This is a genomic window from Lysinibacillus sp. AR18-8 (assembly GCF_001705465.1).
Taxonomy (GTDB): Bacteria; Bacillota; Bacilli; order Bacillales_A; family Planococcaceae; genus Lysinibacillus; species Lysinibacillus capsici.
Genome location: NZ_MDGU01000008.1, coordinates 93,450 through 106,458, shown reverse-complemented (window position 1 = coordinate 106,458; position 13,009 = coordinate 93,450). Strand labels below are relative to the sequence as shown.

Below are 13,009 nucleotides of genomic sequence, written 5' to 3'. Positions count from 1 at the left end.
TCAATAATGCTTTGCATCTTCATCGAGAATGTAAAACAAAAGGGGTGTTTTACTTGAATAGAGCTGTAATTTTAGCAGGAGCAAGAACTGCGTTTGGTAAATTTGGAGGTTCATTATCAGCATTACATGCAAGTGATTTAGGTGCGATTGCTATTAAAGGTGCATTAGAGAAGGCAAAGCTTGCACCTGAGCAAGTGGATGAGGTAATTTTAGGTTCTGTTTTACAAGGGGGACAGGGGCAAATTCCTTCTCGACAGGCTGCGCTGAAGGCCAATTTACCAACAGCAGTAAAAACAGAAACAATCAATAAAGTTTGTGCTTCAGGGATGCGTGCGGTGACATTAGCAGATCAATTGATTCGTTTAGGGGACGAAGAAGTGATTATTGCGGGTGGAATGGAATCTATGTCCAATGCACCATATTATCTTCTGAATGGTCGAAATGGTTTGCGTATGGGAGATTCTACAATGGTAGATGGCATGCTATATGACGGCTTAACATGTGCTTTCGATAAAGCAAGACCACATATGGGTAGCTATGGTAATGCAACAGTTAAAGAGTTCTCGCTAAGCCGAGAAGAACAGGACACTTGGTCAGTACGCAGTCATGAACGCGCGTTAGCCGCAATTGAAAAAGGTTACTTTGCTGAAGAAATCGTACCAGTGGAGATTCCTCAACGAAAAGGTGCACCACTTATTGTAGATACAGATGAGGCACCAAGAGCAGGGACGTCTTTGGAAGTACTGGCGAAGCTAAAACCAGCCTTTGACAAGGATGGCACGATTACAGCAGGTAATGCACCTGGGGTTAACGACGGTGCATGTGCACTTGTCGTTATGAGTGAAGAACGTGCAAAACGTGAAGGTAGAGAACCATTGGCAATAATCATTGGTCACGAAGAACTTGCGCTTGAGCCAGAAAACTTCCCGCAAACACCAGGTCTTGTTATTAATAAATTACTGAAAAAGACTAACAAATCATTAGCAGATATTGATTTAATTGAAATCAATGAAGCCTTTGCAGCGGTAGCTTTAGTCAGCAAGCAGTTGGCAGATTTAGATGCAGAAAAAGTGAATGTTAATGGCGGTGCAGTTGCTTTAGGTCATCCGATTGGGGCATCTGGTGCACGTATAATATTAACACTTGCACAGGAATTGAAGCGTCGTGGCGGTGGCATTGGCATTGCCGCAATTTGTTCAGGCGGCGGCCAAGGTGATGCAATTATGATTGAAGTACCAAAACAGGGGGACTGAACTAATGGGAATTCAAAAGGTAATGGTTATTGGTGCAGGGCAAATGGGCTCTGGTATTGCCCAAGTTTGTGCACAAGCAGGCTTTGATGTGAAATTGAACGATATCAAACAAGAATTTTTCGAGCGTGGATTAGGGGTTATTACGAAAAATTTATCACGTGATGTAGAAAAGGGTCGTAAAACTGAAGATGAGAAGGCTGCTGTTCTAAGTCGAATTAGTATGTCGCTAGATTTACAAGATGCTAGTGATGTAGATATTATCATTGAAGCAGCTGTGGAAAATATGGAAATTAAGCAATCCATCTTTAAGCAACTTGATGGCATTGCGCCAGCACATGCTATTTTAGCTACGAATACATCTTCACTGCCTATTACAGAAATTGCAGCAGTAACAAAGCGTCCAGAGCAAGTAATTGGTATGCATTTTATGAACCCTGTACCAGTTATGAAACTTGTCGAAATCATTCGAGGTTTAGCAACAACAGATGAAGTGTACAAAGCTGTCGAAGAGATGACGGTTAAATTATCGAAAACACCAGTAGAAGTGAATGATTTCCCAGGATTTATTTCAAATCGAATCCTACTACCGATGATTAATGAAGCGATTTATGCACTTTACGAAGGTGTGGCAACAAAAGAAGCAATTGATGATGTGATGAAGCTTGGTATGAATCATCCGATGGGGCCATTAACATTGGCAGACTTCATTGGTTTAGATACTTGCCTTTACATCATGGAAATTTTACATGAGGGTCTTGGAGACAGTAAATATCGCCCTTGCCCACTGCTACGTAAATACGTTGCAGCTGGCTGGTTAGGTAAGAAATCAGGAAGAGGTTTTTACGTTTACGAATAATCCTATGGGGATGGGGTTATTTAGATGTTTCGGGACAACTTAGAGGGGTGACATTATAGATGCATTTGCAATTTACAGATGAGCAAATTATGATGCGCGATATGGTTCGTCAATTTGCTCAGGAAAAAATTCAACCATGGGTGGAGCGAATGGAAGCGGGAGAATTTCCACGTGAGCTTCTACAGCAAATGGGTGAACTTGGCTTAATGGGGATTACGACTCCAGAAGACTTAGGTGGCTCTGGTATGGATTTTACATCTTATATTATTGCGATTAATGAACTATCAAAAGTAAGCGCTGTAATGGGTGTTATTTTATCCGTCCATACTTCAGTTGGAACGAATCCAATTATTTACTTTGGGAATGACGAACAAAAGAAACGTTATGTACCAAAGCTTGCAACAGGCGAATATTTAGGCGCATTTTGTTTAACAGAACCAAGTGCAGGCTCAGACGCTGGTTCTTTACAGTCAAAGGCAGTGCGTGATGGCGATGAATATGTGATTAACGGCTCCAAAGTATTTATTACAAATGGTGGAGAAGCTGATGTGTATATTGTATTCGCATCTACTAACCCAGCTGAAAAAACAAAGGGTATCTCAGCATTTATTGTTGAAAAGGGAACACCTGGTTTAATCATCGGAAAAGATGAGCATAAGATGGGCTTACACGGCTCACGTACAGTTCAGCTAACATTCGATAATTGTCGCATTTCAGCCGACAACCTACTTGGGGAAGAGGGAGAAGGCTTTAAAATTGCGATGGCCAATTTAGATGTTGGACGAATCGGCATTGCGGCACAGGCGTTAGGAATTGCTGAGGCGGCACTAGAGGCGTCTACTGCTTATGCTAAAGAACGCATTCAATTTGGTAAGCCGATTGCCGCACAACAAGGTGTTGGCTTTAAGCTTGCGGATATGGCAACGGCTGTTGAATCTGCAAAACTGTTAGTCTATCGTGCAGCCGATTTACGTGCAAAAGGTTTACCATGTGGAGCAGAAGCTTCAATGGCTAAACTTTTCTCATCACGAACAGCGGTACACACGGCAATAGAGGCTGTTCAAATATTTGGCGGCTACGGCTATACGGAAGATTATCCAGTAGAGCGCTATTTCCGCGATGCAAAGGTGACAGAAATCTATGAAGGTACAAGTGAAATTCAACGACTAGTCATTAGTAAACATTTACTGAAATAAAGCCTGATATTGCGAATGGTACATAGTGATGGGAACCGTTCAAGAGTGAGGGAAAAAAGTTTATAAAGGGTGTAGAACTGCTCTGAAATAAGGCAAACCCGCTCAATCCAACCTAACAATAATCAGGTAACACAAAACAGAGTCTAACTAAAAAGGGGAAATGGACAATGAACTTTCAGTTAACAGAAGAGCATGAACAATTACGTGAAATGATTCGTGATTTTGCTATAAATGAAGTGGCGCCAACAGCTGCTGAACGTGACGAAAATGAAGAATTTGACCGTGCGATTTTCGACAAAATGGCGGAGCTTGGGCTTACTGGTATTCCATGGCCTGAGGAATATGGTGGTGCAGGATTTGATTACCTTGCATATGTCATAGCTGTTGAGGAACTTTCACGTGTTTGTGCTTCGACTGGTGTAACTTTATCTGCACATACTTCACTGGCAGGTTGGCCACTTTACAAGTTCGGTACAGAAGAACAAAAACAAAAATACCTTCGTCCAATGGCTGAAGGCAAACATATTGGTGCATATGGTTTAACAGAACCTGGCTCTGGCTCTGATGCGGGTGGCATGAAAACTTATGCAAAACGTGATGGCGATGATTATATTTTAAATGGCTCAAAAATCTTTATTACGAACGGTGGAGTAGCAGATACATATATTGTATTTGCAGTAACAGACCCAGAAGCAAAACATGGCACATCCGCATTTATCGTGGAAGCTGGATTTGAAGGTTTCTCTGTAGGGAAGAAAGAAAAGAAATTAGGAATTCGTTCATCTCCAACAACAGAGATTATTTTTGATAACTGTCGTGTTCCAAAGGAAAATCTATTAGGGGCTGAAGGTGAAGGCTTTAAGATTGCCATGACGACACTAGATGGTGGACGTAATGGTATTGCGGCTCAAGCAGTAGGAATTGCACAAGGAGCACTCGATGCAGCAGTTGACTATGCCAAAGAACGTGTGCAATTTGGTAAACCGATCACTGCAAATCAAGGCATTTCCTTTAAATTAGCCGATATGGCAACTCAAATTGAGGCTTCTCGACTTCTTACATACCAAGCGGCATGGTTAGAATCTAATAACCTACCATATGGTAAGGCATCTGCAATGGCGAAATTAATGGCTGGCGATACAGCAATGAGTGTAACGACAGAGGCGGTTCAAGTTTTTGGTGGCTATGGTTATACAAAAGATTACCCTGTAGAGCGCTTTATGCGTGATGCTAAAATTACACAAATTTACGAAGGTACGCAGGAGATTCAACGTCTTGTTATCTCGCGTATGCTAACGAAATAATTGATGACTGATAAAGATAAAAGGCCCCAAGTACAGTCAACCGTAAAAGATGAAAATCTAATCGCCATTCGTCGTGAACAAATGATTCAAGGAGCTATTAAGCTATTTAAAGAAAAAGGCTTTCATCGTGCCACGACGAGAGAAATTGCAAAAGCTGCTGGCTTTAGTATCGGTACTTTGTATGAATACATCCGAACGAAGGAAGATGTTCTATACCTTGTTTGTGACAGTATCTATCACCATGCAATGGAGCGTCTTTCAAGTTATGAGATTAAAGCGGGAACTATTGATGAGTTAAAAGAAATGATTCGGGAATACTTCCTGCAAATCGATAGTATGGTTGATGAGCTAACAATCATGTATCAAGAAACAAAATCATTGTCAAAAGAAGCACAACGCTATGTTTTTAGTAAAGAGTTTGAAATGGTTGCCACATTTGAACGCTTGTTACAGCGATGTGTCCAGTCTGGCGAACTAACTATGACAGAGAAGCAAATCCATTTAGCAGCCAATAACTTAGTTGTTTCAGGACAAAGCTGGGCGTTTCGCAAATGGGCTTTACATCGTCAGCATTCAATAGACGAATTCATTGACATGCAAATCACCTTGTTCATTTCAGGCATAAAGGGGTTTTAATATTTGTAAGGGGTTTGTCGGCAATTGCATATAGCGATATTGCAATGCCGGCTTTTTTTATTCAATAAGGGGAGAAAGTGGGGATTTCATATGACAAAGGTAGAAGTATATCGTCCAAAAAATCACGTACGTTTTGTGACAGCATCGAGTCTTTTTGATGGACATGATGCTTCAGTCAATATTATGCGACGCATTTTACAATCGAGCGGTGTAGAAGTAATCCATTTAGGTCATAATCGTTCTGTTGAAGAAGTCGTGAATGCTGCGATACAAGAAGATGCACAAGGGATTGCGGTTTCTTCTTATCAAGGCGGACATATGGAATACTTTAAATATATGTATGATTTACTGCGTGAAAAAGGAGCACCACATATTAAAATTTATGGCGGTGGTGGAGGAGTTATTTTACCTCGTGAAATTAAAGAGCTTCATACGTATGGCATTGCAGGGATATTCTCACCAGAGGATGGCCGTGTTTTAGGGCTACAGGGAATGATTAATGAACAAATTAAAGGAACAGATTTTCCTACTGCAACAGGTAATTATTTAGAGAAATTAAAGTCTTTAACGACAGAGACGCCTGAAATTTTAGCCAATCTAATAACAGCAGCTGAGTCAAATGACGATGAAGCTACGAAAGAAATGCTAGCAGAGGCAAGAAAGCTTTCAAAAGGTACGCCAGTAATGGGGATTACAGGAACAGGTGGTGCAGGGAAATCATCCTTAACGGATGAACTGATTCGCCGCTTTCTAAAAGAATTCCCAGATAAACGTGTAGCCATTCTATCAGTCGATCCAACAAAGCAAAAAACGGGTGGAGCATTGCTTGGGGATCGTATTCGCATGAACGCTATTTTTAATAACCGTGTTTATATGCGTAGTTTAGCAACACGTGGCTCACGTACAGAATTATCTGCATCAATTGGTGATGTGCTAGATGTAGTACGTGTAGCAGGTTATGACTTAATCATCGTAGAAACAAGTGGAATCGGTCAAGGTGATGCTGAAATTACTAAATACACGGATCTATCTATGTATGTCATGACAAGCGAATTCGGCGCACCTACACAACTTGAGAAAATTGATATGATTGACTTTGCAGATGTTATTGCGATCAATAAATTTGAGCGAAAAGGCTCAGAGGACGCCCTTCGACAAGTACAAAAACAATATCAACGTTCCCGCGAGCTTTGGGATGAATCACTTGATAACATGCCAGTCTACGGTACAATAGCTAGCCAATTTAATGACAAAGGCACAAATGCGTTATTCGCCGCCCTCGTTAAAATAATTAACGAAAAAACAGGTTTTAATTGGGAAACAAGCTATGAGCAATTTGCGAAAACGCAAAAGCAAGATGTTATCATTCCAAACGATCGCCGTTATTATTTACGTGAGATTACGGACACTGTCCGTGGCTATCATAAAAAAACTGAGCAGCAGGTGGCATTTGCTCGTCGACTATTCCAATTAGAAGGTGCTATTGCAGCTGTCCAAGAAAAAGCTCCAGATGATGTGCTTGTGGCATCGCTTACTTCTTTAGCAGAAGGTGTTAGAGATGAATTAACAGCAGAATCCAAGCGTATATTGGATAATTGGCAGGCATTAAAAGAAGCGTATGCTGGCGATGAGTTTGTGACTAAAGTTCGCGATAAAGAAATTCGTACCATCTTAAAAACAACTAGTCTTTCTGGCACGAAAATTCCAAAAGTAGCATTACCGAAGTTTGAAGACTATGGGGAAATCTTGCGTTGGGTTTATAAAGAAAATGTTCCTGGCGAATTCCCATATACGGCGGGTGTATTCCAATTCAAACGTGAGGGTGAAGATCCGAAGCGTCAATTTGCTGGCGAGGGAACACCAGAACGTACAAATAAACGATTCCATTATTTATCAAAAGATGATGATGCAAAACGTTTATCTACAGCTTTTGATTCTGTAACCTTGTATGGGGAAGACCCAGATTACCGTCCAGATATTTACGGTAAGGTTGGAGAATCAGGTGTATCGATCTGTACACTAGAAGATATGAAAAAACTTTACGCAGGCTTTGATTTATGTGCACCGTCTACATCTGTATCCATGACTATTAATGGACCAGCACCTATTATTTTAGCAATGTTTATGAATACAGCAATCGATCAACAAGTTCAATTACGTGAGCAAGAGCTAGGACGAACTTTGACAGTTGAAGAGTTTACCGAGACACGTGAAAAAACATTGCAAGTCGTACGTGGAACAGTACAAGCTGATATTTTAAAAGAAGATCAGGGCCAGAATACATGCATTTTCTCAACAGAGTTTGCTTTGCGTATGATGGGCGATATTCAGCAATACTTTATAGACCATAAAGTACGTAACTATTATTCTGTTTCCATTTCTGGTTATCATATTGCGGAAGCTGGAGCAAACCCAATTTCCCAATTAGCCTTCACCTTAGCTAATGGCTTTACGTATGTAGAGTATTATTTAAGTCGTGGCATGAATATCAATGACTTTGCACCAAATTTATCATTCTTCTTCTCAAATGGACTAGATCCAGAGTATACAGTAATCGGCCGTGTGGCACGACGTATTTGGGCTATTGTAATGCGTGATAAATACGGTGCTAATGAGCGCGCTCAAAAGCTAAAGTATCACATTCAAACGTCTGGGCGTAGTTTACACGCACAAGAGATTGATTTTAATGATATTCGTACAACATTACAGGCTTTAATGGCATTACAAGATAACTGTAATTCATTGCATACAAACGCCTACGATGAGGCCATTACTACACCTACGGAGGAATCTGTAAGACGTGCTATGGCAATTCAAATGATTATTACAAAAGAGCATGGTTTAGCAAAAAATGAAAACCCACTACAAGGCGCGTTTATTGTTGAAGAATTAACAGATCTTGTGGAAGAAGCGGTTCTTGAAGAGTTTGATCGTATTAATGATCGTGGCGGTGTGTTAGGTGCTATGGAAACACAATACCAACGTGGTAAAATTCAAGAAGAATCTATGTACTACGAAATGTTAAAACATTCAGGGGAGTTACCAATCATTGGTGTTAATACTTACTTGAACCCAAATCCACCTTCAGATGCTGATATAGATAATATGGAAATCGCACGTGCATCGACAGAAGAAAAAGAGACACAAATTCGTAATTTACAAGCTTTTTGGAAAGCCCATGAAGAGGAAAGTGAAGCTGCGATTGCACGTCTACAAGAAGTGGCTGTCAATAATGGTAATATTTTTGCTGAGCTGATGGAGTCAGTAAAAGTAGCAAGTTTAGGACAAATTACAAAAGCTTTATATGAAGTTGGCGGACAATATCGTCGTAATATGTAAGCAAGGTTGATCAAAACTTCTTGTTTTCTATTCAAGTATCATGCTTCTCTAATTTCTAGTGTCTAGTCTTAAGATTAGGCACTTCTTTTTATTTTCGTTATAATAGAAATGTAAAAAAAGGGGAGGCGCAGTAGAGGATGAAATCAGCTATTCACTACATAATTATATTAGCTTTAGTATTGGGAGCCTTTTTCCTGTATAATAAGCAAATTGGCGCTATTCCTTTACTACTATTATCTGTCTATTTGTTTTATCTTGGAATAAAAAAAATGCGTAATATAAAAAACAGTAATTGAAGCTAGCAAAGGGGCTAAAACTTTGTATATAATGGGTATTATGCTTATTGTATGGAAAGAACCTTTTGCGTGGCCTTTTTTGCTGCGCTTGGAGAATAAAGCACCATGTAATTTTAAAACGTCCATTGTGATGAGGGAAAGGAAGTGCACGAATTGAATTTTCGTGAAATGACAAAGGAACAATTAACAGAAGAATCGTTAATTAACTTAGCTTATGCAATTTTAAATGAAAAACGTGCCTCAGTGTCTTTTAATGATTTATTAAAATTAATTCAAGAGCTTGTGGGCTATAGTGATGCAGAAATGAAATCCCGTCTGTTACAATTTTATACAGATATCAATATTGATGGTCGCTTCTTATATAATCAAGAAGCAGGCTGGGGCTTACGTGAATGGTTTAAAGTTGAGCAAATCGAAGAAGAAACAGCTCCTTCTGTTAAGACTCAAAAGAAAAAATCTAAAGCTGCCTTTGATGATGAAGATCTTGATGAAGATGTAGACTTAGATGAAGAAGATATCGACTTTGATGAAGACTTTGAAGAGTTCATTGATGAAGAAGAACTTGATGAAGAAGATGATGAAAAAGAAGATATCGACTTTGACGATGAAGAACTAGAAGAAATTGATGAAGAAATCGATGAAGAGTTTATTGATGAAGAGGAAGAAGAATTTGAGGAAGAAGAGGAAGAGATCTAATACAGTACACTTAGAATTTTCTTTCTTTTAAGCTAGAAGCAAAAAATCTTGACTTCTATCACGGTTACGTTTAATCTTTTACTTGGGCTCCTTAAAAGAAGGAGAAAGACCGTGTATATAATACGCTCCCCCTGCAAACCTATGCAGGAGGAGCGTTTTTTTGTTTTTAACTTTAATCATTTTAGTTCTCCCATACTTTTAATACCGATATGAATATAAATGTTTTTAATTATTCATGATGTATAGTAAACGGTGACTGAAAAGTTATTAGAGTTTTATGGTTTAAAGGAAAGTGGAAAAGAGATAGAACCGATTACAGCTTCGAATCGACTACATTTTGTAGACATTCTCGGCTTTTCTTTTTTTAGGGTATTAGAATGTAAATGGTTCTGATCCCCCCTAAACGCACTAATATTTTAGAACATCATAAGGAGGAATTTATTCATGACGAAGTATATTTTTGTAACAGGTGGGGTTGTATCATCACTTGGAAAAGGGATTGTTGCAGCATCTTTAGGCCGTTTATTAAAAAATCGTGGGTTAGAAGTGACGATTCAAAAATTTGACCCATATATCAATATTGACCCAGGTACGATGAGTCCTTATCAACATGGTGAGGTTTTTGTAACAGATGATGGTGCTGAGGCTGATTTAGACTTAGGACACTATGAACGTTTTATTGATATTAACCTAGGGAAACATTCTACAGTAACTTCAGGTCGTGTTTACCAATCTGTATTACAGAAAGAACGTCGTGGAGATTATAATGGTGGAACAGTCCAAGTAATTCCTCATATTACAAACGAAATCAAAGATCGTATCCAACGTGCTGGTCGTGAAACAAATGCAGATGTTGTGATCACAGAGGTTGGTGGAACAGTAGGTGATATTGAATCATTGCCATTCCTAGAAGCCATTCGCCAAATGAAAACAAATTTAGGGCATAACAATGTAATGTATATTCACTGTACACTTATTCCTTATATTAAAGCAGCTGGTGAACTTAAAACAAAACCTACACAGCATTCTGTTAAAGAATTACGCTCTTTAGGTATTCAGCCAAATATTATCGTAGTTCGTACTGAACAAGAAGTACCACAAGAGATGAAAGAGAAATTAGCATTATTCTGTGATGTTCAACCACATGAAATTATTGAATCTCGTGATGCTGAGCATTTATATGAAGTACCATTAAACCTACATGCGCAAGATATAGATGATATCGTTTTGGATCATTTTGGTATGGAAGCTCCAGAAGCAGATATGGAAGAATGGCGTGACCTTGTAGAAAAAGTGAAGAACTTACCAAATAAAAGAAAGGTAGCATTAGTAGGGAAATACGTAGAACTACAAGATGCTTACATTTCTGTAGTTGAGGCATTAAAGCATGCTGGATATGCATTTAATTCTGATATTGAAATTGACTGGATTAATGCAGAACACGTTGATGCTAACAATGTGGCCTCGCTATTAAAAGGTGCTGACGCTATTTTAGTACCAGGCGGCTTTGGTGATCGTGGTGTTGAAGGTAAAATCTTAGCAACACAATATGCACGTGAAAATAATGTTCCTTTCCTAGGCATTTGTTTAGGTATGCAATTAGCAACAGTAGAATTTGCACGTAATGTACTTGGCCTAAAAGGTGCTCATTCTACAGAGCTTGATGCAAATACGGAGTATCCAATTATCGACTTCCTACCAGATCAAAATGATACTGTAGATATCGGTGGTACTTTACGTTTAGGTTTATACCCATGTAAATTAAAGGATGGTTCAAAAGCTAGCCAAGCCTATGGTAAAGAGCTTGTTTATGAGCGTCATCGTCACCGCTATGAATTTAACAATGAATATCGTGAGGCAATGGAAGCAGCTGGCCTTGTCTTCTCAGGTACAAGTCCTGATGGCAAATTGGTTGAAATTATTGAGCTACCAGAAAACAACTTCTTTGTAGCATGTCAATTCCACCCAGAGCTAGTGTCACGTCCAAATCGTCCACAACCATTGTTCCGCGATTTTATCGGCTCAACATTTAAATAATCAAAAAGAGTTGTCTCGTGATATACGAGACAACTCTTTTTAATTTGATGACTACAATTCTTCTTCATCCAACCCAAGCATTTCATCATAAGCAATTTTGACAGCTTCATATACAAAGAGTCCTGCAAGTGCATGTGGTACAACAATACGTTGACCTAGATCATTTGGTATTAAACCGCCTTTAATGCGTGTAGAAACATACGTATAGGCTAAATCAGCAAGAGGGTTATCTACACTAGCTGCTTCACTAGCTATAGCAGCAAAGGGAATAAATTGTGTATTTAATTTTTGTGCTAAGACAAGTGCTTCTTCATCATATGCACTCCGAGTAAAAATGCAAACCCGATCAGCTTCTGTTAAGCTTGTGTCTGTAGTCCAAGGTGCTAACTTGCTAAAGGGTTCGACTGCTTGAAGTGCATTTAATGCCACAACCTGCATTTCTCCAAAGCAAGCAAAATAGACATTTCCTTCGCCGATTGAGGCTTGTGCTAATAACCTTGCTGTTTCCTCGATAGCATCTTCTTCATTTTGTGTAATTCTTTGTAATAATCCACTTAATTGTGTTGTTAGAATTTTTGACATGTTCCCACCTCTATTCATATTATAGGGGGTAAAAGGTAGAAAGCAAAAGCAGATAATTTATAATACTAGAAGGTATTAAGCTGAAAAAGGAGAATTATACATAATAAAGAAAGTTTTTGTGTAAGAATAAAACTAAAAAGGGCGGAATGCGATGTGAAACGATTACTAATTGTCGATGATCAGCAGGGAATTCGTTTACTTTTAAATGAAGTGCTGAAAAAGGAAGGATATATTACATATTTAGCAGCGAATGGTTCAGAGGCATTAAAGTATGCAGACGAACAAGAGATGGATTGTGTTTTACTGGACATGAAAATTCCAGGAATGGATGGTATTGAAATTTTGAGACGTTTAAAAAAGAAGTTTCCGAAGCTGCCTGTTTTTATGATGACAGCATACGGAGAATTGGATGTTGTGCAAGAAGCGTTAGAATTAGGAGCCATTCGTTACTTTACAAAACCGTTTGATATTTTCGAAGTGCGTGATGAAGTAAATAAAGCTTTACAAGTTTAAAAAGCAGGCAGTGGACACACGGCCTGTTTTTTTATGTTGATTAATAGCCCCTGCTTTTCAGGTGCGATGACTTCGTTATGTTACACTCCGCTTTCGGGTAGAAAATAATAGCCCCTGCTTTTCAGGGGCTATGACTTCGTTACGTTACACTCCACTTCGTCACCCCTGCCGCTACGTTACACTCCGCTTTCGGGTAGAAAATAATAGCCCCTGCTTTTCAGGGGCTATGACTTCGTTACGTTACACTCCACTTCGTCACCCCTGCCGCTACGTTACACTCCGCTTTCGGGTAGAAAATAAT

The 13,009-nt window shown here is 39.2% G+C and carries 10 protein-coding genes; 9 read left to right on the top strand and 1 reads right to left on the bottom strand.

Annotated features, from left to right (window positions below; genetic code table 11):
• Nucleotides 1-53: 53 nt before the first annotated feature.
• From BFM98_RS07125 to BFM98_RS07090, 8 genes are all read left to right on the top strand, one after another.
• Entirely contained in the window at nucleotides 54-1,253 is a 1,200-nt protein-coding gene (locus tag BFM98_RS07125) for an acetyl-CoA C-acetyltransferase (RefSeq protein ID WP_066036945.1), read from the top strand.
• Nucleotides 1,254-1,257: 4 nt separating this feature from the next.
• On the top strand, nucleotides 1,258-2,109 hold the full coding sequence (locus BFM98_RS07120) for a 3-hydroxybutyryl-CoA dehydrogenase (protein ID WP_004269435.1): 852 nt from the start codon (nucleotides 1,258-1,260) through the stop codon (nucleotides 2,107-2,109).
• Between the two features lie 59 nt (nucleotides 2,110-2,168).
• Nucleotides 2,169-3,305, top strand: coding sequence for an acyl-CoA dehydrogenase (locus BFM98_RS07115; RefSeq protein ID WP_066036944.1), 1,137 nt, complete (start codon nucleotides 2,169-2,171; stop codon nucleotides 3,303-3,305).
• Between the two features lie 167 nt (nucleotides 3,306-3,472).
• Complete coding sequence (locus BFM98_RS07110; protein WP_016993589.1) at nucleotides 3,473-4,609, top strand: acyl-CoA dehydrogenase; 1,137 nt, start codon at nucleotides 3,473-3,475, stop codon at nucleotides 4,607-4,609.
• 3 nt (nucleotides 4,610-4,612) lie between these two features.
• A complete protein-coding gene (locus BFM98_RS07105) occupies nucleotides 4,613-5,245 on the top strand; it encodes a TetR/AcrR family transcriptional regulator (RefSeq protein WP_048393737.1) in 633 nt (210 codons plus the stop codon).
• Between the two features lie 90 nt (nucleotides 5,246-5,335).
• Nucleotides 5,336-8,584 (top strand): fused isobutyryl-CoA mutase/GTPase IcmF, encoded by a 3,249-nt coding sequence (gene icmF / locus BFM98_RS07100; protein ID WP_048393735.1) that lies wholly within the window; start codon nucleotides 5,336-5,338, stop codon nucleotides 8,582-8,584.
• 449 nt (nucleotides 8,585-9,033) lie between these two features.
• Nucleotides 9,034-9,576: a DNA-directed RNA polymerase subunit delta gene (gene rpoE / locus BFM98_RS07095; protein WP_103117419.1), complete on the top strand. Its 543-nt coding sequence runs from the start codon at nucleotides 9,034-9,036 to the stop codon at nucleotides 9,574-9,576.
• 444 nt (nucleotides 9,577-10,020) lie between these two features.
• Complete coding sequence (locus BFM98_RS07090) at nucleotides 10,021-11,613, top strand: CTP synthase (RefSeq protein ID WP_048393729.1); 1,593 nt, start codon at nucleotides 10,021-10,023, stop codon at nucleotides 11,611-11,613.
• A 51-nt stretch (nucleotides 11,614-11,664) separates the two neighbouring features.
• Here the strand turns inward: BFM98_RS07090 and BFM98_RS07085 are convergent, their stop codons facing one another.
• Nucleotides 11,665-12,195 carry a DUF2529 family protein gene (locus BFM98_RS07085; RefSeq protein ID WP_066036943.1) on the bottom strand — a complete coding sequence of 177 codons (531 nt, stop codon included), beginning with the start codon at nucleotides 12,193-12,195 and terminating at the stop codon, nucleotides 11,665-11,667.
• A gap of 153 nt (nucleotides 12,196-12,348) precedes the next feature.
• Here BFM98_RS07085 and BFM98_RS07080 point away from each other — a divergent pair, with 153 nt between their 5' ends.
• Nucleotides 12,349-12,708 carry a response regulator gene (locus BFM98_RS07080; protein WP_004269444.1) on the top strand — a complete coding sequence of 120 codons (360 nt, stop codon included), beginning with the start codon at nucleotides 12,349-12,351 and terminating at the stop codon, nucleotides 12,706-12,708.
• The last annotated feature ends 301 nt before the right edge of the window (nucleotides 12,709-13,009 follow it).